Genomic DNA, 26583 nt, shown 5'->3' with positions numbered 1-26583 from the left:
ATAATATAGACTTCAATCAAAATAACAATCAATATTACAGTTAAAAGAAATTGTAGTTATCGTGAGCTATATTAATAAATAAAGAGTAATAAATAATAATTGGGATTAAAAGGATGAATAAATTGAACGTAATAACTTAGGTAGAAAGAGTATTAGACTAAATATATGAAGGAAGTCACATCAGTAATGGGTGCTTTTAACCACTAAGGCTGATAGATATTAACTATTTTTGTATAAAGGAGAATGCTGAAAGATTGCGAGAATCGCTATAGTGATACAACGATAAATAATGCCGAAACCCATTAAATTCACATCATGGTATGGGATAAAAACAGGTAAAAGAGTTAGGTGTGGGACAGTGGATTACATTAATACCCAAAAATTAATTGCTGAAGGTGAAGTGTAGAGCTGAAATCTACTCGTTTGTGTCACAGAGTAAAAGTAACTTGCGAACGGAATGCATTCGTATAATTTATTATGAGAACATCTGAAAGCTCGTTGAACTCGAACTTATATAACCTTCATCCCGCTCAAGAGGATGTGTTTTACGAGCAGGCACTCTATGAAAATAACCCATTACACAACCTAGGTTGGTATACATTGATAGAGGAAAATGTTGATATAGTAACTTTTCAGCAAGTGTGGAATTTACTACATCAACATATTGATATGTTACGATTACGCATATCGGTTAATTCGGACAATGAAGCTATACAATATATCCAAGATCAAGGTGTACCTGAAGAAATTATATTTTATGATGCTGCAATGCAGCCTGATCCTGAAAAAAAAGCACAACTTTGGATGCAGCAGCAAATAGATAATCCTATAAATTTTTTACAGGAAACTCCATATCAGATTTCATTGATTCGTATGACAGAGGAAAAATATTATTTTTTCACTATATTTCATCATATTATGATTGATGGTGTAGGGTTATTTCGACTCCATGAGTATGTTAATAAATTGTACGGATGTATTAAAAATGGAACATCAACAGCTTGGTTGTTAGAAATTCCGCAATATTTAGATACAATAACTAAAGCAAGGAAATATCTGAATTCTTCTCATTACGAAACGGATAAACACTACTGGTGTGATTTTTTAAAAGAACATGAAATATACCCTTTAACGCCTTGCTATCAAAATACGGGTAGTGGTGTTGGTTCGCTAACATTACCTTCTGAGATGACATCAGATTTACGTATTTTTTGTAGAGAAAATAATACTAATGTTTTTGCTGTCTTTTCGAGTCTAGTCATCATCATGATGGCAGAACTTACGGGGCAACAAGAATTGACATTTAGTACTATCACACACGGAAGAAAAAGAAGATTAGATAAGCATGTCATTGGAATGCATGCAAATATTTACCCAGTGCATTGCCAGGTTTCGCACTCTCTAAGTGTGATTGAACAGATTAAATTAATAGACTTATCGTACAAAAATAGTTATCGCCACTGTAAATTTCCCCATTCTCACCTTATTCGAATCGCCAATAACTTTGGGATTCCTTTACCTAATTTATTTATTTTCTACGATCGATTTTCAGAGTCAGCATCTGAAATAACTCAAAATAAATATAATCATATAGAAGGAACCGCTAATATTTATCCTATTGTTTTTCGATTCAAGGATTATGGCGGCACTGATCAGGAACTAAAAATAAATATAAATTATTTGCAGGCGTATTTTAGTGATCAGGATGTAGGGAAAATATTTGAACGTTTGAAAAATTTATTTGCTGCGTTGATTAAAAAACCTTCTTTATTAGTTAATGAATTGCCTATTTTATTAGAACAGGAACGTCACACTTTACTGCACACTTGGCACCAGACCGATGCGCTGTATCCGCAAAATCAAACCCTGCAACAACAATTCGAAGCCCGTGCGGCTGCCATGCCAGATAATGTAGCACTGGTGTTTGAAGGAGAAACGCTGACTTACCGCCAGCTGAATGAGCGGGCGAACCAACTGGCCTTTATGATCCGCGAGCACTATCAGCAACGACACAATCAAGCGATGCCGGCAGATACGCTGGTGGCACTGTACTTGGATCGCAGTCTGGAGATGGTCATCAGTATTCTGGCAGTACTGAAAGCCGGGGGCGCTTATGTGCCGATGCCCCCTGAACATCCGCCGGAACGGATTCAGTTTATTTTGGAAGATACCCAATCTCCGTGTGTGGTGACTCAGCAGAGACACCTGACGACACTGAGTGAATGCACAAAAGTTCTGATTGACCAGCCGGCACTGATAGCGGCAGATGACAAGGCGGTGACGGACGGCCGGTCAGTGGATAATCCGGTGCCGGTGAACGGAGCCGCTGATCTGGCATATGTCATTTACACATCAGGAACGACTGGGCAGCCAAAAGGGGTATTACAGACTCATCATAATGCTGTGCGTTTATTTGCTATCACCCAAGGGGATTATCAATTTGATCAAAATGATACTTGGGTTCTTTTTCATGCCTATACCTTTGATTTCAGTGTCTGGGAATTATGGGGAGCATTAATATATGGTGGGCGTTTAATTATTCCAACCGTCGATTGCACGAAAGATTTTGTCAGCTTTAGCCGCTTGTGCTCACACCAAAAAGTCACCGTCCTGAATCAAACTCCAGGCGCATTTTATGCTTTTATTGATGCCTCGTTGAGTATTGGCGCTAAATTCCCCTGTCTTCGGTATGTGATCTTTGGAGGAGATAAACTTAATCCTGTTCAGTTGAAGCCCTGGTGGGATAGTTATGGGGATCAATCACCAACTCTTGTCAATATGTATGGGATAACAGAAACAACGGTACATGTTACCTATCAGAAATTAATAAAAGACGACGTTATAACGGCATCCTGCATTGGACGACCGTTAAATGACATGCATGCCTATGTTTTGAATGACTCAGGTCATCTCGTCCCTATCGGTGCCCCAGGAGAGCTGTATATCGGGGGCGCGGGGCTGGCACGTGGGTATTTGAACCGGCCAGCGTTGACCGCCGAGCGTTTTGTGGTGAACCCGTTTGCCACGGCGGAAGATCAGGCGCGGGGTTACACCCGCCTGTATAAAACCGGTGACTGGGTACGCTGGCGGCCGGACGGTAATCTGGAATATCGGGGGCGCAATGATTTTCAGGTCAAGATCCGTGGCTACCGGATTGAGCTGGGGGAAATTGAAAGCGCACTGGCTTCGCACCCGCAGGTGAAACAGGCGGTGGTGATTGACCGCGAGCATGAAGGCCACAAAGCGCTGGTGGCGTATGTGGTCACGGACGGGGAGCTGTCGGATGAAGTTCTGATGGAGTACGTGTCCGCCCGCCTGCCGGACTATATGGTGCCAGCCAGCTTTACCCGGATTGAGACGGTGCCCCTGACCCTGAACGGCAAGCTGGATCGCCGGGCACTGCCGATGCCGATGTGGGGAAACCGGGACGGTTATGTGGCACCGCGTAATGCGCTGGAAACCCGGCTGTGTGTTATCTGGCAGGATGTATTGGGACTGGAGCGGGTCGGCATTGAGGATAACTTTTTCCGGATCGGGGGAGACTCCCTGATCGCGATTAAGCTGACAGCCGCTATTCGCCGTGCTTTGGCAGTGGAAGTCTCGCTGGCACAGGTGTTTAGCTTGAAAACCGTTGCCGGGCTGGCCGCCCAGATGGGACAGCAGGCCTGCACGGTGATCCCCCACGTCGAGCTGGCGCGCTACCCGCTGTCATTTGCTCAGGAGCGGATGCGGTTTATTGAACAGTTTGAGCAGGGAACCCATGCCTATCATATCCCTTATCTGGTACAGCTCCATGATGGGGACGGCTTATCCCTGCTGGAAACCGCTATTCACCGGGTGGTTGAGCGCCATCCGGTGATGAAGACGGTCTACCGCACCGACGAGGTGGGGCAGGCCTACCAGCAGGTACTGGAAGGTAATCTGGTTCTCCGGTCACAGTCTTGTGAGGCGTTTGACGCACTGCTGCAAGCGGTGCGCACGGAGCTGACCACCCCGTTCGATCTGACGGCCGAGCCGGGGCTGCGCCTGTGTCACTACCGGATGGACGAACATCATTATCTATTGCTCCTGTGGCACCATATTGCCATTGATGGCTGGTCTATCGATGTTTTTATGGATGAACTGGCGGCAATTTACGCTGCCCTGCGGGAAGGCGGTGACAGCCTGCTGCCGCCACTGGAGATCACCTACGGGGATTATGCCCGCTGGCAGCATGACTATTTACAGGGGGAGGTGGGGGAACGCCAGCTGGCTTACTGGCAGCAGGCTCTGGCCGGTTATGAGCCGCTGTCTTTGCCGACGGACCGGAGCCGGCCGGCACAGGTGGATTATCAGGGGCAGGATTTCAATTTCGCGCTGGGAAGCGGGCTTTCAGAGCAACTGAGGGCGCTGGCGAAAACGCAGGAAACCACCCTGTATACCGTTCTGCTCAGTGCATTTTATGTCACGCTGGCGAAACTGTCCGGCCAGCACGACATCGTGCTGGGAACCCCGACCGACAACCGGCACCATGCGCAAACCCAGCCGCTGATTGGGATGTTTGTTAACTCACTGGTCCTGAGGGCGCAACTGGAGCCCGCCGGCAGCGTGGAAACGCTGATCAAACAGACCCACGCAGTGATTACTCAGGCCAAGGCGCATCAGGACATGCCGTTTGAGCAGCTGGTTGATGCGCTGGAGATTGAGCGCGACACCGCCCGCCACCCCATTTTTCAGGTTATGTTCGGGGTACAGAATTTGGCTGAGGGCGGGCAAAGCAGGGCAAGCCTGCCGTTCAGCCCGGTGAAACTGGACGGGGTGCTATCCAGCCCGGCCAAGTTTGACCTGAGCCTGTTTATGGCCGAGGAGCCGGCCAATATTGCCGGTGGTATAAATTACGCGGTCAGTCTGTTTGACGAGTCCTCAATAGCGCGGATGGCAGATATCTATCAGCGGGTATTAACGGCGTTTGTCGCCGATCAGACGCAATCGCTGGCCGGGCTTGACGTGTTGTCCGCGCAGGAGCGCCATACCCTGCTGCACCGCTGGAACCAGACTGACGTGCCATATCCGCAGAGCCGGACGTTGCAGCAGCAATTCGAGGCTCAGGTGGTTGCCACACCGGATAACGTGGCACTGGTGTTTGCCGGCGCAACGCTGACTTACCGGCAGGTCAATGAACGGGCAAACCAGCTGGCCGCCGTGATCCGCGAACGTTATCAGCAGCAGCGTAATGTGCCGATGCCGGCAGACACGCCGGTGGCGCTGTACCTCGATCGCAGTCTGGAGATGATCATCAGTATTCTGGCGGTACTGAAAGCCGGGGGCGCCTATGTGCCGGTGTCCCCGGAATATCCGCCGGAGCGAACCCAATTTATTCTGACCGATACCGCAGCCCCGTGCGTGGTGACCCAACAGCGGCACCTGACGGCGCTGGGGGAATACACGCCGGTGTTATCACTGATTGCGGCGGATGATCCGTCGGTGACCGCCGGCCGGCCAATGGACAATCCGGTGCCGGTAAACGGAGCCACGGATCTGGCGTACATCATCTACACCTCAGGGACAACCGGCCAGCCCAAAGGGGTCATGCTGACGCACCAAAGCGTCATGAACCGCCTGTGCTGGATGCAATCCCAATATGCCTTAAAGGCGGCGGATAACGTGCTGCAAAAAACCCCCTATACCTTTGACGTCTCGGTGTGGGAGTTGCTGGCGGCTAACTGGGTTGGTGCCCGTATTGTGATTGCCCCGCCTGACAGCCACAGACAGCCGGAAACCCTGCATAAACTGATGCAGGAAACCGGGGTAACGGTGGTTCACTTTATCCCGCCAATGCTCAGTGCTTTCTGCCAGTCGTTACAGGCCTTAAATCAGCGGTTGGCGGCCACTGTCCGTTATGTTTTCTGTAGCGGGGAGGCGCTGACCGGATCACAGGTCAGGGCGTTTAAGACGATTAATCCGGGTGCCAGTGCCTTAATTAACCTTTACGGGCCAACGGAAGCGGCGATTGAAGTCACCTATTTTGATACTGCCGGTGAATTTAATGGCAATGTGCCGATCGGCCGGGCGATTGATAACACCCGCCTGTATGTACGTGAAGGTGGGGGCAACCTGTCCCCCGTCGGGGCGCCGGGTGAGCTTTACATCGGGGGCGCGGGAGTGGCCCGCGGGTACTGGAACCGGCCGGAACTGACGGCAGAGTATTTTGTGGCGAACCCGTTTGCCACGGCGGAAGATCAGGCGCGGGGCTACACCCGCCTGTATAAAACCGGCGATCTGGTGCGCTGGCGGGCGGACGGTAATCTGGAATATCGGGGGCGCAATGATTTTCAGGTCAAGATCCGCGGCTACCGCATTGAGCTGGGAGAAGTTGAAAGTGTGCTGGCCGCGCATCCGCAGGTGAAACAGGCGGTGGTGATTGACCGCGAGCATGAGGGAAATAAAGCGCTGGCGGCGTACCTGATCACGGAGGGGATACTGTCGGATGAGCTACTGATAGGGTACATGTCTGCCCGCCTGCCGGACTACATGGTACCGGCCAGTTTTACCCGGATAGAGTCGGTGCCCCTGACCCTGAATGGCAAGCTGGATCGCCGGGCGTTACCGGCACCGGTGTGGGTGAGCCGGGACGGTTATGTGGCGCCGCGCAATGCGCTGGAAACCCGGCTGTGTGCTGTCTGGCAGGATGTTCTGGGGCTGGAGCGGGTCGGCATTGAGGATAACTTCTTCCGGATCGGCGGTAACTCCCTGATGGCCATTAAGCTGACGGCGGCTATTCGTTATGCTCTGGCAGTAGAAGTCCCGCTGATACAGGTATTTGAACTGAAAACCGTTGCCGGTCTGGCCGCACAGATGGGGCAGCAGGCCTGTACGGTGATCCCTCACCTTGAACTGGCGCGTTATCCCCTGTCGCCTGTGCAGGAACGGATTCTGTTTATCGAACAGTTTGAGCAGGGGAGCAGTGTTTATCATGTCCCCTATCTGGTGCAGCTGGATGATGGCGACTGTTTACCCCTGCTGGAAACCGCCATTAATCGGGTAGTCGAGCGTCATCCGGTGATGAAGGCGGTCTACCGCACTGACGATGCGGGGCAGGTCTACCAGCAGGTGCTTGAGGGCAGCCTGATTTTCCGGTCACAGTCTTGTGAGGAGTTTAACGCGCTCCTGCAAGCGGTGCGCACGGAGCTGGCCACCCCGTTCGATCTGACGACCGAACCGAGCCTGCGCCTGTGTCACTATCGGGTGGCCGAACATCATTACTTATTGATGATGTGGCACCATATTGCCATTGATGGCTGGTCCATTGATATTTTTATGGATGAGCTGGCGGAGATTTACTGTGCTCTGCTGGCATCCCGCGACAGCCAATTGCCGGCCTTGGATATTACCTATGGGGACTATGCCAAATGGCAGCGTGACTATTTGCAGGGTGAGATCCGTGAGCGTCAGCTGGCCTACTGGCAGCAAGCTCTGGCCGGTTATGAGCCGCTGTCTTTGCCGACGGACAGAAGCCGGCCGGCACAGGTGGATTATCAGGGACGGAATTTCAATTTTGCGCTGGGGAATACGCTTTCTCATCAGTTAAGGTCTCTGGCAAAAACGCAGGAAACCACCCTGTATACCGTTCTGCTCAGTGCGTTTTATGTCACGCTGGCCAAACTGACCGGACAGAACGACATCGTGCTGGGAACGCCGACCGACAGCCGGCACCATGCACAAACCCAGCCATTGATTGGGATGTTTGTCAACTCACTGGTCTTGAGGGCGCAACTGGAGCCAACCGGCAGCGTGGAAACGCTGATCAAACAGACCCACGCAGTGATTGCTCAGGCCAAGGCGCATCAGGACATGCCGTTTGAGCAGTTGGTTGATGCGCTGGCAATTGAGCGCGACACCGCCCGTCATCCTATTTTCCAGATCATGTTTGGGGTGCAGAATTTGGGTGAGAGCCTGCCAGACAGGGCAGGTCTGCCGTTTAATCCGGTGAGACTGGATAGAGTTCTACACAGCCCCGCCAAGTTTGACCTGAGCCTGTTTATGTCGGAAGAGCAGTCCAGTATTGCCGGCGGTATAAATTACGCGGTGAGCCTGTTTAATGAATCTACGATAGTACGGATGACGGATATCTATCAACGGGTGCTGGCGGCGTTTGTTGCCGATCAGACGCAATCGCTGGCCGGGATTGATGTGTTGTCCGCACAGGAACGCCATACCCTGCTGCACCGCTGGAACCAGACCGACGTACCGTACCCGCAAAGCCACACCCTGCAACAGCAGTTCGAGGCGCGAGCGGCCGCCACACCGGATAACGTGGCGCTGGTATTCGAGGGAGTAGCGCTGACCTACCGGCAGGTCAATGAACGGGCGAACCAGTTGGCTTTTGTGATCCGTGAACGCTATCAGCAGCAGTGCCATGCGCCGATGCCGGCAGACACACCGATAGCGCTGTATCTGGATCGCAGTCCGGAAATGGTTATCAGTATGCTGGCGGTGCTGAAAGCCGGCGGTGCTTATGTGCCAGTCTCACCGGCCTACCCGTCAGAGCGAACCCAATTTATTCTGACCGACACCGCAGCCCCGTGCGTGGTGACCCAGCAGCGGCATTTGACAGATCTGGGGGAATACAGCCCCGCGCTGTCACTGATTGTGGCGGATGATCCGTCCGTGACCAGAGGCCAGCCAGTGGATAATCCGGTGCCGGTGAATACCTCTGCGGATCTGGCATACATCATCTATACCTCGGGAACGACCGGCCAGCCGAAAGGGGTGATGGTTGAACACGCCAGTGTGATTAATTTATCCCGGTTTATTGCCCGAACGCATTTACTGGGGGAAACGGTAAAGGCGTTATTCTTTTCCAATTACGTGTTTGATGCATCGGTGTTTGAACTCTTCCCGGCGCTGATGGCCGGCTCGGCGATTTTTATCGCGCCGGCGGCCGTGACGGCGGACAGTGACCAATTGCTGTCGTTTATCAATACGCACGAAATTAGCAAGGCATTTATTCCCACCGCCTTGATGAACCATTTTGCCGACGAATTATCCCGTTCAACCTTGCAGGTCATCCATACCGGCGGCGAAGCGCTGAATGCGCTGAGTTTACCGCCGGACGTCACGCTGTTTAACCAGTACGGCCCCACCGAAATCACTGTGTGCGCCACCCAGCACTTGTTACGGGACGGGGATCGGGCAATCGGCAAGGGAATTGATAACACCCGTCTGTATGTCCTTGATAGTGAGGGTAACCTGTCCCCGATCGGCGCGCCGGGGGAACTGTATATCGGGGGCGCGGGGCTGGCACGTGGGTATTTGAACCGGCCAGCGTTGACCGCCGAGCGTTTTGTGGTGAACCCGTTTGCCACGGCCGAAGATCAGGCACGCGGTTACACCCGCCTGTATAAAACCGGTGACTGGGTACGCTGGCGGCCGGACGGCAATCTGGAATATCGGGGACGCAATGATTTTCAGGTCAAGATCCGTGGCTACCGTATCGAGCTGGGGGAAATCGAAAGCGCACTGGCTTCGCACCCGCAGGTGAAACAGGCGGTGGTGATTGACCACGAGCATGAAAGCCATAAAGTGCTGGCCGCGTATCTGGTCACGGACGGGGTGCTGTCGGATGACACCCTGATGGAACATCTGTCCGCCCGCCTGCCGGACTACATGGTGCCGGCCAGTTTTACCCGGATTGAGACGGTACCCCTGACCCTGAACGGCAAGCTGGATCGCCGGGCACTGCCGGCGCCGGTGTGGGTGAGCCGGGACGGTTACGTGGCGCCGCGCAATGCGCTGGAAACCCGGCTGTGTGCCGTCTGGCAGGACGTATTGGGGCTGGAGCGGGTTGGCATTAAGGATAATTTCTTCCGTATTGGTGGCAACTCCCTGATAGCCATTAAGCTGACAGCCGCCATTCGCCGTGTTTTGGCGGTGGAGATTCCATTAGTACAGGTGTTTGAGTTGAAAACTATTGCCGGATTGACTTCACAGATGGGGCAGCAGGCCTGCACGGTGATCCCCCATGTCGAGCTGACGCGCTACCCCCTGTCGCTTGCTCAGGAGCGGATGCGGTTTATCGAACAGTTTGAGCAGGGGAGCAGTGTCTATCATGTTCCTTATCTGGTGCAACTGGATGACGAAGCGAACCTGCTCCTGCTGGAAACCGCCATTAATCGGGTGGTTGAGCGCCATCCGGTGATGAAGACGGTCTACCGCACTGACGATGAGGGGAATACCTACCAGCAGGTGCTTGAGGGCAGCCTGATTTTCCGGTCACAGTCTTGTGAGGCGTTTGACGCGCTTCTGCAAACGGTACGTGCTGAACTGGCCACCCCGTTCGATCTGACGACCGAACCGAGCCTGCGCCTGTGTCACTATCGGGTGGCTGAACATCATTACTTATTGATGATGTGGCACCATATTGCCATTGATGGCTGGTCCATTAATATTTTTATGGATGAACTGGCGGAGATTTACCCTGCTCTGCTGGCATCCCGCGACAGCCAACTACCGGCTTTGGATATCACCTATGGGGACTATGCCAGATGGCAGCGTGACTATTTGCAGGGTGAGATCCGTGAGCGTCAGCTGGCTTACTGGCAGCAGACTCTGGCCGGTTATGAGCCGCTGTCTTTGCCGACGGACAGAAGCCGGCCGACACAGGTGGATTATCAGGGGCAGGATTTCAATTTCGCGCTGGAGAGCGAACTTTCGCATCAGTTAAGGGCGCTGGCAAAAACGCAGGAAACCACCCTGTATACCGTACTGCTCAGTGCGTTTTATGTCACGCTGGCCAAACTGACCGGACAGAACGATATTGTGCTGGGAACCCCGACCGACAACCGGCACCATGCGCAAACCCAGCCATTGATTGGGATGTTTGTTAACTCACTGGTCCTGAGGGCGCAACTGGAGCCAGCCGGCAGCGTGGAAACGCTGATTACACAGACCCACGCAGTGATTGCTCAGGCCAAGGCGCATCAGGACATGCCGTTTGAGCAGTTGGTTGATGCGCTGGCAATTGAGCGCGATACCTCCCGTCACCCTATTTTCCAGATTATGTTTGGGTTGCAGAGTCTTGGCGAGGATCAGCCAAACAGGGCAGGTCTGCCGTTTAGTCCGGTAATACTGGAGGGCGCTTTGCACAGCCCCGCCAAGTTTGACCTGAGCCTGTTTATGGCAGAAGGTGCAGGCAGTATTGCCGGTGGCATAAATTACGCAGTGAGCCTGTTTGACGAGTCTACGATAGCGCGAATGGCCGATATCTATCAGCGGGTATTGACGGCGTTTGTCGCCGATCAGACGCAATCGCTGGCCGGGCTTGACGTGTTATCCGCGCAGGAACGCCATACCCTGCTGCACCGCTGGAACCAGACCGACGTGCCGTACCCGCAGGACAAAACCCTGCAACAGCAGTTCGAAGCGCGTGCGGCCGCCACACCGGATAACGTGGCGCTGGTGTTTGAAGGAGCAGCGCTGACCTACCGGCAGGTCAATGAACAGGCGAACCAGCTGGCAGTTGTGATCCGCGAACGCTATCAGCAGCAGCGCCATGCGCCGATGCCGGCAGACACGCCGATAGCGCTGTATCTGGATCGCAGTCCGGAAATGGTTATCAGTATGCTGGCGGTGCTGAAAGCCGGTGGTGCTTATGTGCCGATCTCGCCGGCCTACCCGCCGGAGCGAACCCAATTTATTCTGACCGACACCGCAGCCCCGTGCGTGGTGACCCAGCAGCGGCATCTGACAGATCTGGGGGAATACAGCCCCGCGCTGTCACTGATTGCGGCGGATGATCCGTCCGTGACCAGAGGCCAGCCAGTGGATAATCCGGTGCCGGTGAATACCTCTGCGGATCTGGCATACATCATCTATACCTCGGGAACGACCGGCCAGCCGAAGGGGGTGATGGTTGAACACGCCAGTGTAATTAATTTATCCCGGTTTATTGCCCGAACGCATTTACTGGGGGAAACGGTAAAGGCGTTATTCTTTTCCAATTACGTGTTTGATGCATCGGTGTTTGAACTCTTTCCGGCGCTGATGGCCGGCTCGGCGATTTTTATCGCACCGGCGGCCGTGATGGCGGACAGTGACCAATTGCTGTCGTTTATCAATACGCACGAAATTAGCAAGGCATTTATTCCCACCGCCTTGATGAACCATTTTGCCGACGAATTATCCCGTTCAACCTTGCAGGTCATCCATACCGGCGGCGAAGCGCTGAATGCGCTGAGTTTACCGCCGGACGTCACGCTGTTTAACCAGTACGGCCCCACCGAAATCACTGTGTGTGCCACCCAGCACTTGTTACGGGACGGGGATCGGGCAATCGGCAAAGGAATTGATAACACCCGTCTGTATGTCCTTGATAGTGAGGGTAACCTGTCCCCGATCGGTGCGCCGGGGGAACTGTATATCGGGGGCGCGGGGCTGGCTCGCGGATACTGGAACCGGCCAGCGTTGACCGCCGAGCGTTTTGTGGTGAACCCGTTTGCCACGGCGGAAGATCAGGTGCGGGGTTACACCCGCCTGTATAAAACCGGTGACTGGGTACGCTGGCGGCCGGACGGCAATCTGGAATATCGGGGGCGCAATGATTTTCAGGTCAAGATCCGTGGTTACCGTATCGAGCTGGGGGAAATCGAAAGCGCACTGGCCGCGCATCCGCAGGTGAAACAGGCGGTGGTGATTGACCACGAACATGAAGGCCACAAAGCGCTGGCGGCGTATGTGGTCACGGATGGGGTGCTGTCGGATGAAGTTCTGATGGAGCATCTGTCCGCCCGCCTGCCGGACTATATGGTACCGGCCAGCTTTACCCGGATTGAGACGGTACCCCTGACCCTGAACGGCAAGCTGGATCGCCCGGCACTGCCGACGCCGGTGTGGGTGAGCCGGGATGGTTACGTGGCACCGCGCGATGCGCTGGAAACCCGGCTGTGTGCCGTCTGGCAGGATGTATTGGGACTGGAGCAGGTCGGCATTGAGGATAACTTCTTCCGTATCGGGGGGGATTCGATTGTCAGTATCCGGCTGGTGTCTAAGCTCCGGCGTGCGGGATTTTCGTTACAGGTCAAATCGATTTTTGATGCCCCGACGGTGGCACGGTTGGCGAAGTTGCTGACCCAGGTATCCGCGACGGCCGGAATCATTGCCGAGCCGGGATTATTAAGCGGGGAGTTTGGCTTATTGCCGATCCAGCAGGCGTTCTTCGACCGGAACTTGCCGTGTCCGCACCATTGGAATCAGGCATTTATGATGCAGCTTCCCGGCGAAATCCGGCACGCTGATATTGAGCAGGCGCTGAACCGGCTGGCCGGGCGGCACGATATGCTGCGCACCCGTTTTGTCTGTACACAAGACGGTTACCGCCAATGTTATCAGGCTGAGATGCCATCCGGGCTGCCCGCATTACACCACGTTGATGTCAGCGTGCTGGAGAAAGCGGCATTACATCAACAGCTGACGCAGTGGCAGGGCGGGTTTGATTATGCTGCCGGATCTTTATGGCAGGCCGGTCATCTGACCGGATACGCTGACGGCAGCGCCCGGTTATTCTTCGCCTTTCACCACCTGATTATTGACGCGGTGTCCTGGCGTATTATTGCGGAAGATATGCGTTTATTACTGCAGGGTGCAACCCTGCCACCGAAGACCAGCAGCTACCGCCAGTGGGTGGCTGCGGTGCATCACTATGCGGCGCTTCATCAACAGGAAATACCTTACTGGCAGCGGGTGATGGCCGGCAAAGAGACGGAGCCGGCAGCCGGCGAAGCCAGCCAGCACCGGCTGGCACTCTCTGCCGGACTGACTGATACCCTGTTACGGGAGGCCAATTCCGGTTATCACACGGAGATAAACGACTTACTCCTGAGTGCGCTCACTCTGGCCTTGTCGGCCAGTTTTTCACGCCCGGTAAATCACATCATTCTGGAAGGGCATGGCCGGGAACCCATCGATAACACGCTGGATGTTTCAGAAACTGTAGGGTGGTTTACCACGGTGTATCCCGTGCGTCTGGAAATGCAGCCGGAAGTGACGGAAACCATTATTCACACCAAAGAGATGCTCAGGGCGGTACCGAATAAAGGGATAGGGTACGGAGCCTTGCATCAGGCCGGGGATTTAGCCGGTGAGTTGCCGGCGATAAGTTTTAACTATCTCGGCCAGCTGGGGGGAGACGCAGGGCAGAGCCGTCATCAGGACTGGTCACTGACTGACGATGATTGTGGGGCGATGATAGCCAGCGATAACTCCAGTCCTTTGTTGCTGGATATCAATGGGGCAATTCAGTCAGGCAGCCTGCAATTCAGTGTGAGCTCCCGTTTGTCACAGACCCAGACTCAGGTATTTATCACGGCACTCGAGCAGGCTCTCACCACGGTTATCACAGCCGGCCAAAAACAGGCCCACTTGGGGGGAGTAAAAACCCCCAGTGATTATGGCATTCAAGGCGTTTCAATCGAGCAGTTAAATCAACTGACTCATCGTCTTGATCATGTGAATAACGAAAATGTGTCTATCCATTTGGAAAAGAAAACAATTTTGGATGTGTAACAATATGTTGATATTACTGAAAGAACTAAATAAAAACCGCATGTCAGTATGGGTCTGTGAAAATAAGTTAAAACTGGCGTTTACAGGAGAAACACCCCCTGTTCAATTAATTGATAAAGTAAAAGAGAAAAAGCAAAGCGTAATAGATTTCTTAAATGAAAGAGGTATTTTTTCTGAAGAGGATTTTCAAGGTTTTATTTTTAATAAAGATCAGTCTAATTTTGATATAAATTTTGTTGATCCCAGCCAATATCCTGGAAATAAAATTGAAGCGATATTTCCTGCCACCAGTTTGCAGCAGGGTTTTGTTTACCATCATCTGGCTCAGCCGCAGGATGATGCCTATCGGGTGCAGTTGCTGCTGGATTATCACGACAGGCTGGATTTTGCGGCTTACCAGCAGGCCTGGACACTGGCTTCACTGCGTTTCCCTGTCCTCAGGACGGCCTTTGACTGGGAAGGAGAGGTGTTGCAGATTGTGACGGCGGGTGCCAGTATCGGGCCGGCCAATTTCACGATCAAAGATATCCGTTCATTACCGGCAGAAGAGTGGGATCGGGCGATTGAAGCACTCCAGCAAAATGACCGGACCCAGCCTTTTGATTTAAGCCAGCCCGGGTTAATCCGCTTCACCTTAATCAGGCAGCAGGCACAACGGGTGACGGTACTGATCACTCAGCATCACTGTATTGCCGACGGCTGGAGTACCCCGATTTTATTGCAGACCGTGCATGAATATTACAATGCACTGGTACAGGGACGGCGACCCCCGGAAGGGGTGGATACGGCTTATCTGGCAACGCAACAGTATCATCTGGATCACAAGGAGGCCTCTGAGGCGTATTGGGTGGAGCGTAAAGCCCGGTTTCAGGGGGCGAATGATCTTTCTGCGCTGTTAAGCCACGGGATTGACCTGACACAGATAAAAACGGTTGAAAAACCGGCGGAGCAGAGACTGACGGTAGAGGGAAACGCCTATAACCAGCTCAAGACAATGTGCCGGGAGCAGGGGATAACGCTGAATGTGGTGCTGCAATTTGCCTGGCATAAATTACTGCACAGTTACTGTGGGGATGAGCAGACCCTTGTCGGCACCGTGGTGTCCGGGCGAGATGTGCCGGTAGACGGGATTGAATCCAGCGTCGGGCTGTATATCAACACCCTGCCATTGACCGTGCAGTGGGAACCTGCCGGCAGTGTGCTGGCCGTTTTACACGCAATCCAGAACGATATCGCGGCACTCAACAGTCACAGCGCGGTGTCACTCGCCAGTTTGCAGCCCGACGGGGCACGTTTATTCCACAGCCTGCTGGTTTTTGAAAACTACCCGGCACCGGTGATGAGCGGGGACGGGACAGGGATTGAAAACAAACTGGCATTCCGTCAGGCCATCGAAAAAGTGGATTACCCGGTGTTACTGATGGCCTATGAACAGGGTGACAGCCTGACCATGAAATTGAGTTATGGCGAAGACTGGCTGGCGGGTGAACAGGTGCGGCGCTTACTGTGCCAGCTTGAGCGCATCCTGCATACCGTCACCCGCGATCCGCACCAGCCGCACCGGTTAGTGAAGTTCCTCAGTGACGACGAGCGCCATACCCTGCTGCACCGCTGGAACCAGACCGACGTACCGTACCCGCAAAGCCACACCCTGCAACAGCAGTTCGAAGCGCGTGCGGCCGCCACACCGGATAACGTGGCGCTGGTGTTTGAGGGAGCAGCGCTGACCTACCGGCAGGTCAATGAACAGGCGAACCAATTGGCTTTTGTGATCCGTGAACGCTATCAGCAGCAGTGCCATGCGCCGATGCCGGCAGACATGCCGATAGCGCTGTATCTGGATCGCAGTCTGGAAATGGTTATCAGTATGCTGGCGGTGCTGAAAGCCGGCGGTGCTTATGTGCCAGTCTCACCGGCCTACCCGCCGGAGCGAACCCAATTTATTCTGACCGACACCGCAGCCCGGTGCGTGGTGACTCAGCAGCGGCATCTGACAGATCTGGGGGAATACAGCCCCGCGCTGTCACTGATTGTGGCGGATGATCCGTCCGTGACCAGAGGCCAGTCAGTGGATAATCCGGTGCCGGTGAATACCTCTGCGGATCTGGCATACATCATCTATACCTCGGGAACGACCGGCCAGCCGAAGGGGGTGATGGTTGAACACGCCAGTGTAATTAATTTATCCCGGTTTATTGCCCGAACGCATTTACTGGGGGAAACGGTAAAGGCGTTATTCTTTTCCAATTACGTGTTTGATGCATCGGTGTTTGAACTCTTCCCGGCGCTGATGGCCGGCTCGGCGATTTTTATCGCGCCGGCGGCCGTGACGGCGGACAGTGACCAATTGCTGTCGTTTATCAATACGCACGAAATTAGCAAGGCATTTATTCCCACCGCCTTGATGAATCATTTTGCCGACGAATTATCCCGTTCAACCTTGCAGGTCATCCATACCGGTGGCGAGGAGTTGAATGCGCTGAGTTTACCGCCGGACGTCACGCTGTTTAACCAGTACGGCCCCACCGAAATCACTGTGTGTGCCACCCAGCACTTGTTACGGGACGGGGATCGGGCGATCGGTAAGGGAATTGATAACACCCGTCTGTATGTCCTTGATAGTGAGGGTAACCTGTCCCCGATCGGTGCGCCGGGGGAACTGTATATCGGGGGCGCGGGGCTGGCTCGCGGATACTGGAACCGGCCAGCGTTGACCGCCGAGCGTTTTGTGGTGAACCCGTTTGCCACGGCGGAAGATCAGGCGCGGGGTTACACCCGCCTGTATAAAACCGGTGACTGGGTACGCTGGCGGCCGGACGGTAATCTGGAATATCGGGGGCGCAATGATTTTCAGGTCAAGATCCGTGGCTACCGTATCGAGCTGGGGGAAATCGAAAGCGCACTGGCTTCGCACCCGCAGGTGAAACAGGCGGTGGTGATTGACCACGAGCATGAAAGCCATAAAGTGCTGGCCGCGTATCTGGTCACGGACGGGGAGCCGTCGGATGACACCCTGATGGAACATCTGTCCGCCCGCCTGCCGGACTACATGGTGCCGGCCAGCTTTACCCGGATTGAGACGATACCCCTGACCCTGAACGGCAAGCTGGATCGCCGGGCGTTGCCGGCGCCGGTGTGGGTGAGCCGGGACGGTTACGTGGCACCGCGCGATGCGCTGGAAACCCGGCTGTGTGCCGTCTGGCAGGATGTATTGGGACTGGAGCAGGTCGGCATTGAGGATAACTTCTTCCGTATCGGGGGAGATTCGATTGTCAGTATCCGGCTGGTGTCTAAGCTCCGGCAGGCGGGATTTTCGTTACAGGTCAAATCGATTTTTGATGCCCCGACGGTGGCACGGCTGGCGAAGTTGCTGACCCAGGTATCCGCGACGGCCGGAATCATTGCCGAGCCGGGATTATTAAGCGGGGAGTTTGGCTTATTGCCGATCCAGCAGGCGTTCTTCGACCGGAACTTGCCGTGTCCGCACCATTGGAATCAGGCATTTATGATGCAGCTTCCCGGAGAAATCCGGCACGCTGATATTGAGCAGGCCCTGAACCGGCTGGCCGGGCGGCACGATATGCTGCGCACCCGCTTTGTCTGTACGCAAGACGGTTACCGCCAATGTTATCAGGCTGAGATGCCATCCGGGCTGCCCGCATTACACCGCGCTGAGATCAGCGAGCTGGAGAAGGCGGCATTACATCAACAGTTAACGCAGTGGCAGGGCGGGTTTGATTATGCTGCCGGGTCTTTATGGCAGGCCGGTCATCTGACCGGATACGCTGACGGCAGCGCCCGGTTATTCTTCGCCTTTCACCACCTGATTATTGACGCGGTGTCCTGGCGTATTATTGCGGAAGATATGCGTTTATTACTGCAAGGTGCAACCCTGCCACCGAAGACCAGCAGCTACCGCCAGTGGGTGGCTGCGGTGCATCACTATGCGGCGCTTCATCAACAGGAAATACCTTACTGGCAGCGGGTGATGGCCGGCAAAGAGACGGAACCGGCAGCCGGTGAAGCCAGTCAGCACCGGCTGGCACTCTCTGCCGGACTGACTGATACCCTGTTACGGGAGGCCAATTCCGGTTATCACACGGAGATAAACGACTTACTCCTGAGTGCGCTCACTCTGGCCTTGTCGGCCAGTTTTTCACGCCCGGTAAATCACATCATTCTGGAAGGACATGGCCGGGAACCCATCGATAACACGCTCGATGTTTCAGAAACTGTTGGGTGGTTTACCACGGTGTATCCCGTGCGTCTGGAAATGCAGCCGGAAGTGACGGAAACCATTATTCACACCAAAGAGATGCTCAGGGCGGTACCGAATAAAGGGATAGGGTACGGAGCCTTGCATCAGGCCGGGGATTTAGCCGGTGAGTTGCCGGCGATAAGTTTCAACTATCTCGGCCAGCTGGGGGGAGACGCAGGGCAGAGCCGTCATCAGGACTGGTCACTGACTGACGATGATTGTGGTGCCGTGGTGGCCAGCAATAACCCCAGCCCCTTGTTGCTGGATATCAATGGCGCGGTTCAGGCAGGTAGCCTGCAATTCAATGTGTTATCGCGTTTGCCACAGACCCAGACTCAGGTATTTATCACGGCATTTGAGCAGGCTCTCACCACGGTTATCACGGCCGGCCAAAAACAGGCCCGCTTGGGGGGAATAAAAACCTCCAGTGATTATGGCATTCAAGGCGTTTCAGTCGAGCGGTTAAGCCGTTTTCAGCAGAGATATCAGGTTGAAGCGATATTTCCTGCCACCAGTTTGCAGCAGGGTTTTGTTTATCATCATCTGGCTCAGCCGCAGGATGATGCCTACCGGGTGCAGTTGCTGCTGGATTATCACGACAGGCTGGATTTTGCGGCTTACCAGCAGGCCTGGACACTGGCTTCACTGCGTTTCCCTGTCCTCAGGACGGCCTTTGACTGGGAAGGAGAGGTGTTGCAGATTGTGACGGCGGGTGCCAGTATCGGGCCGGCCAATTTCACGATCAAAGATATCCGTTCATTACCGGCAGAAGAGTGGGACCGGGTGATTGAAGCACTCCAGCAAAATGACCGAACCCTGCCTTTTGACTTAAGCCAGCCCGGGTTAATCCGCTTCACCTTAATCAGGCAGCAGGCACAGCAGGTGACGGTACTGATCACTCAGCATCACTGTATTGCCGACGGCTGGAGTAATCCGATTTTATTGCAGACCGTGCATGAGTATTACAATGCGCTGGTACAGGGACGGCGCCCCCCGGAAGAGGTGGACACGGCCTATCTGACGACTCAGCAATATCATCTGAACCACAAGGATATCTCTGAGGCGTATTGGGCTGAACGCAAAACCCGGTTTCAGGGGGCGAATGATCTTTCTGCGTTGTTAAGTCACGGGATTGACCTGACACAGATAAAAACGGTTGAAAAACCGGCTAAGCAGAGACTGACGGTAGAGGGAGATGCCTATGACCAGCTCAAGACAATGTGCCGGGAGCAGGGGATAACGCTGAATGTGGTGCTGCAATTTGCCTGGCATAAATTACTGCACAGTTACTGTGGGGATGAGCAGACCCTTGTCGGCACCGTGGTGTCCGGGCGAGATGTGCCGGTAGACGGGATTGAATCCAGCGTCGGGCTGTATATCAATACCCTGCCGTTGACCGTGCAGTGGGAACCTGCCGGCAGTGTGCTGGCCGTTTTACACGCAATCCAGAACGATATCGCGGCACTCAACAGTCACAGCGCGGTGTCACTCGCCAGTTTGCAGCCCGACGGGGCACGTTTATTCCACAGCCTGCTGGTTTTTGAAAACTACCCGACACCGGTGATGAGCGGGGACGGGACAGGGATTGAAAACAAACTGGCATTCCGTCAGGCCATCGAAAAAGTGGATTACCCGGTGTTACTGATGGCCTATGAACAGGGTGACAGCCTGACCGTGAAATTGAGTTATGGCGAAGACTGGTTGGCGGGTGAACAGGCGCGGCGCTTACTGTGCCAGCTTGAGCGCATCCTGCATACCGTCACCCGCGATCCGCACCAGCCGCACCGATTAGTGGAGTTCCTCAGTGACGACGAGCGCCATACCCTGCTGCACCGCTGGAACCAGACCGACGTACCGTACCCGCAAAGCCACACCCTGCAACAGCAGTTCGAAGCGCGTGCGGCCGCCACACCGGATAACGTGGCGCTGGTGTTTGAGGGAGCAGCGCTGACCTACCGGCAGGTCAATGAACAGGCGAACCAATTGGCTTTTGTGATCCGTGAACGCTATCAGCAGCAGTGCCATGCGCCGATGCCGGCAGATACGCCGATAGCGCTGTATCTGGATCGCAGTCCGGAAATGGTTATCAGTATGCTGGCGGTGCTGAAAGCCGGCGGTGCTTATGTGCCGATCTCACCGGCCTACCCGTCAGAGCGGATCCAATTTATTCTGGCCGACACCGCAGCCCGGTGCGTGGTGACCCAGCAGCGGCATCTGACAGATCTGGGGGAATACAGCCCCGCGCTGTCACTGATTGTGGCGGATGATCCGTCCGTGACCAGAGGCCAGTCAGTGGATAATCCGGTGCCGGTGAATACCTCTGCGGATCTGGCATACATCATCTATACCTCGGGAACGACCGGCCAGCCGAAGGGGGTGATGGTTGAACACGCCAGTGTAATTAATTTATCCCGGTTTATTGCCCGAACGCATTTACTGGGGGAAACGGTAAAGGCGTTATTCTTTTCCAATTACGTGTTTGATGCATCGGTGTTTGAACTCTTCCCGGCGCTGATGGCCGGCTCGGCGATTTTTATCGCGCCGGCGGCCGTGACGGCGGACAGTGACCAATTGCTGTCGTTTATCAATACGCACGAAATTAGCAAGGCATTTATTCCCACCGCCTTGATGAACCATTTTGCTGACGAATTATCCCGTTCAACCTTGCAGGTCATCCATACCGGCGGCGAAGCGCTGAATGCACTGAGTTTACCGCCGGCCGTCACGCTGTTTAACCAGTACGGCCCCACCGAAATCACTGTGTGCGCCACCCAGCACTTGTTACGGGACGGGGATCGGGCGATCGGTAAGGGAATTGATAACACCCGTCTGTATGTCCTTGATAGTGAAGGTAACCTGTCCCCGATCGGTGCGCCGGGGGAACTGTATATCGGGGGCGCGGGGCTGGCTCGCGGATACTGGAACCAGCCAGCGTTGACCGCTGAGCGTTTTGTGGTGAACCCGTTTGCCACGGCGGAAGATCAGGTGCGGGGTTACACCCGCCTGTATAAAACCGGTGACTGGGTACGCTGGCGGCCGGACGGCAATCTGGAATATCGGGGGCGCAATGATTTTCAGGTCAAGATCCGTGGCTACCGGATTGAACTGGGGGAAATTGAAAGCGCACTGGCTTCGCACCCGCAGGTGAAACAGGCGGTGGTGATTGACCGCGAGCATGAAGGCCACAAAGCGCTGGTGGCGTATGTGGTCACGGACGGGGAGCTGTCGGATGAAGTTCTGATGGAGCATCTGTCCGCCCGCCTGCCGGACTACATGGTGCCGGCCAGCTTTACCCGGATTGAGACGGTACCCCTGACCCTGAACGGCAAGCTGGATCGCCCGGCACTGCCGGCGCCGGTGTGGGTGAGCCGGGACGGTTACGTGGCACCGCGCGATGTGCTGGAGACCCGGCTGTGTGCCATCTGGCAGGATGTATTGGGACTGGAGCGGGTCGGCATTAAGGATAATTTCTTTCGTATCGGGGGAAACTCCCTGATCGCGATTAAGCTGACAGCCGCTATTCGCCGTGCTTTGGCAGTGGAGATTCCTCTGGCGCAGGTGTTTGAGTTGAAAACCGTTGCCGGGCTGGCCGCCCAGATGGGACAGCAGGCCTGCACGGTGATCCCCCACGTCGAGCTGGCGCGCTACCCGCTGTCATTTGCTCAGGAGCGGATGCGGTTTATTGAACAGTTTGAGCAGGGAACCCATGCCTATCATATCCCTTATCTGGTACAGCTCCATGATGGGGACGGCTTATCCCTGCTGGAAACCGCTATTCATCAGGTGGTTGAGCGCCATCCGGTGATGAAGACGGTCTACCGCACCGACGAGGCGGGGCAGGCCTACCAGCAGGTACTGGAAGGTAATCTGGTTCTCCGGTCACAGTCTTGTGAGGCGTTTGACGCACTGCTGCAAGCGGTGCGCACGGAGCTGACCACCCCGTTCGATCTGACGGCCGAGCCGGGGCTGCGCCTGTGTCACTACCGGATGGACGAACATCATTATCTATTGCTCCTGTGGCACCATATTGCCATTGATGGCTGGTCTATCGATGTTTTTATGGATGAACTGGCGGCAATTTACGCTGCCCTGCGGGAAGGCGGTGACAGCCTGCTGCCGCCACTGGAGATCACCTACGGGGATTATGCCCGCTGGCAGCGTGACTATTTACAGGGGGAGGTGGGGGAACGCCAGCTGGCTTACTGGCAGCAGGCTCTGGCCGGTTATGAGCCGCTGTCTTTGCCGACGGACAGAAGCCGGCCGGCACAGGTGGATTATCAGGGGCAGGATTTCAATTTCGCGCTGGGAAGCGGGCTTTCAGAGCAACTGAGGGCGCTGGCGAAAACGCAGGAAACCACCCTGTATACCGTTTTGCTCAGTGCATTTTATGTCACGCTGGCGAAACTGTCCGGCCAGCACGACATCGTGCTGGGAACCCCGACCGACAACCGGCACCATGCGCAAACCCAGCCGCTGATTGGGATGTTTGTTAACTCACTGGTCCTGAGGGCGCAACTGGAGCCCGCCGGCAGCGTGGAAACGCTGATCAAACAGACCCACGCAGTGATTACTCAGGCCAAGGCGCATCAGGACATGCCGTTTGAGCAGCTGGTTGATGCGCTGGAGATTGAGCGCGACACCGCCCGCCACCCCATTTTTCAGGTTATGTTCGGGGTACAGAATTTGGCTGAGGGCGGGCAAAGCAGGGCAAGCCTGCCGTTCAGCCCGGTGAAACTGGACGGGGTGCTATCCAGCCCGGCCAAGTTTGACCTGAGCCTGTTTATGGCCGAGGAGCCGGCCAATATTGCCGGTGGTATAAATTACGCGGTCAGTCTGTTTGACGAGTCCTCAATAGCGCGGATGGCGGATATCTATCAGCGGGTATTGACGGCGTTTGTCGCCGATCAGACGCAATCGCTGGCCGGGCTTGACGTGTTATCCGCACAGGAGCGCCATACCCTGCTGCACCGCTGGAACCAGACTGACGTGCCATATCCGCAGAGCCGGACGTTGCAGCAGCAATTCGAGGCTCAGGTGGTCGCCACCCCGGATAACGTGGCACTGGTGTTTGCCGGCGCGACGCTGACTTACCGGCAGGTCAATGAACGGGCAAACCAGCTGGCCGCCGTGATCCGCGAACGTTATCAGCAGCAGCGTAATGTGCCGATGCCGGCAGACACGCCGGTGGCGCTGTACCTCGATCGCAGTCTGGAGATGATCATCAGTATTCTGGCGGTACTGAAAGCCGGGGGTGCCTATGTGCCGGTGTCCCCGGAATATCCGCCGGAGCGAACCCAATTTATTCTGACCGATACCGCAGCCCCGTGCGTGGTGACCCAACAGCGGCACCTGACGGCACTGGGGGAATACACGCCGGTGTTATCACTGATTGCGGCGGATGATCCGTCGGTGACCGCCGGCCGGCCAATGGACAATCCGGTGCCGGTAAACGGAGCCACGGATCTGGCGTACATCATCTACACCTCAGGGACAACCGGCCAGCCCAAAGGGGTCATGCTGACGCACCAAAGCGTCATGAACCGCCTGTGCTGGATGCAATCCCAATATGCCTTAAAGGCGGCGGATAACGTGCTGCAAAAAACCCCCTATACCTTTGACGTCTCGGTGTGGGAGTTGCTGGCGGCTAACTGGGTCGGTGCCCGTATTGTGATTGCCCCGCCTGACAGCCACAGACAGCCGGAAACCCTGCATAAACTGATGCAGGAAACCGGGGTAACGGTGGTTCACTTTATCCCGCCAATGCTCAGTGCTTTCTGCCAGTCGTTACAGGCCTTAAATCAGCGGTTGGCGGCCACTGTCCGTTATGTTTTCTGTAGCGGGGAGGCGCTGACCGGATCACAGGTCAGGGCGTTTAAGACGATTAATCCGGGTGCCAGTGCCTTAATTAACCTTTACGGACCAACGGAAGCGGCGATTGAAGTCACCTATTTTGATACTGCCGGTGAATTTAATGGCAATGTGCCGATCGGCCGGGCGATTGATAACACCCGCCTGTATGTACGTGAAGGTGGGGGCAACCTGTCCCCCGTCGGGGCGCCGGGTGAGCTTTATATCGGGGGCGCGGGAGTGGCCCGCGGGTACTGGAACCGGCCGGAACTGACGGCAGAGTATTTTGTGGCGAACCCGTTTGCCACGGCGGAAGATCAGGCGCGGGGCTACACCCGCCTGTATAAAACCGGCGATCTGGTGCGCTGGCGGGCGGACGGCAATCTGGAATATCGGGGGCGCAATGATTTTCAGGTCAAGATCCGCGGCTACCGCATTGAGCTGGGAGAAGTTGAAAGCGTGCTGGCCGCGCATCCGCAGGTGAAACAGGCGGTGGTGATTGACCGCGAGCATGAGGGAAATAAAGCGCTGGCGGCGTACCTGATCACGGAGGGGATACTGTCGGATGAGCTACTGATAGGGTACATGTCTGCCCGCCTGCCGGACTACATGGTACCGGCCAGTTTTACCCGGATTGAGTCGGTGCCCCTGACCCTGAATGGCAAGCTGGATCGCCGGGCATTACCGGCACCGGTGTGGGTGAGCCGGGACGGTTATGTGGCGCCGCGCAATGCGCTGGAAACCCGGCTGTGTGCTGTCTGGCAGGATGTTCTGGGGCTGGAGCGGGTCGGCATTGAGGATAACTTCTTCCGGATCGGCGGTAACTCCCTGATGGCCATTAAGCTGAAAGCGGCTATTCTCCGTGAAACAGAAATTGATATTCCTTTGAGCATTCTGTTTAGTCACAAATGTATTTCGTTATTAACAGAATGGCTGGAAACAGGGAGTTTAAAATATAATTTACTTAATTTATTAACCCCAGAATCAATAGCAACGAATAAGTTATTTATGATCCATGCGGCTGGTTGTGGTAGTGAGGTATATGATGATTTAGCAAAAGCATTGTCTGATGTTTATAACTGTATAGGTATCGATAATTATAATCTTTTTACGGATAATCATATAGAGTCACTACAGAAGATAGCCCGAATCTATTTGGAATTAATTTTGACGGAAACTTCTATTGATAAACCTATTAAAATTTTAGGATGGTCATTAGGAGGGCAATTAGCTATGGAAATTGCATTTCAATTAGAACAGATCGGTGCAAAAGATATTCAGTTGTTCTTATTAGATACAATAATTAATACGACACAATTAACTGAAATTAAAAATCAATTAGATATGTCATATGCACTTAATGAGGCTGAAATAAAATTGCAGAAAATAGGTGCTGATAATGCTTATATCAATAAAGTACTGAGTGCAATGCCTTTTGAACACCAAATGGTTAATTGTAATTTGGGTGGAAAATTAATGCATACAAATATTACTTTATTTAAAGCAGGTCAAATGAATACAGAGTATAAAGGAGATATCGGATTAACGGTAAATCAATTAATAGCAAAAATGCCGGATAATAATATTTCGGCATGGATGGTGAATCCATTAGTGATTAAATTAATTAATGACCGTTCTCACGCCGATATTCTTGAATCGACTTCCATTATTAGTGCGGAAATAATCGACAAGTTATCAATTGAGGAAAATATACGCAATTAACTTGAAGATGCGGGTTTTAAAATCTGGAAGTTATCAGTCAACCGAGTGGTGAGTTCTTTCGCTTTTTCTGGCAATGTGACATGAAAAAAGTGGCGCAGCGTTTCACGGAATGTTTTGGTATCCGGAAAATAGACATTGTTTCGTACCTGCTCATTCACATACTTCCATAATCGCTCAATCGGGTTGAGATTAGGGCTGTAAGGCGTAAGCGTCAACTA

The 26583-nt window shown here is 54.1% G+C and carries 2 protein-coding genes and 1 pseudogene; 2 read left to right on the top strand and 1 reads right to left on the bottom strand.

Annotation, left to right across the window (positions count from 1 at the left end; all coding sequences use genetic code 11):
* Window positions 1-477: 477 nt before the first annotated feature.
* Together XBJ1_RS03320 and XBJ1_RS20505 are read left to right on the top strand one after the other, a co-directional pair.
* Complete coding sequence (locus XBJ1_RS03320) at window positions 478-14538, top strand: non-ribosomal peptide synthetase (protein ID WP_012987349.1); 14061 nt, start codon at window positions 478-480, stop codon at window positions 14536-14538.
* A gap of 4 nt (window positions 14539-14542) precedes the next feature.
* Window positions 14543-26365, top strand: a complete 11823-nt coding sequence (locus XBJ1_RS20505; protein ID WP_012987348.1) for a non-ribosomal peptide synthetase — start codon at window positions 14543-14545, stop codon at window positions 26363-26365.
* Here XBJ1_RS20505 and XBJ1_RS03310 read toward each other — a convergent pair.
* A pseudogene (locus XBJ1_RS03310) lies at window positions 26362-26574 on the bottom strand (transposase); the annotation flags it as partial. The gene XBJ1_RS20505 and the pseudogene XBJ1_RS03310 sit on opposite strands and share 4 nt — an antisense overlap.
* Window positions 26575-26583 lie beyond the last annotated feature (9 nt).

The sequence above is a fragment of the Xenorhabdus bovienii SS-2004 genome (genome assembly GCF_000027225.1).
In the GTDB taxonomy this organism is placed as follows: Bacteria; Pseudomonadota; Gammaproteobacteria; order Enterobacterales; family Enterobacteriaceae; genus Xenorhabdus; species Xenorhabdus bovienii_C.
Note: the sequence above shows the minus strand (reverse complement) of the source record. Positions and strands in the feature narration are given on the sequence as shown.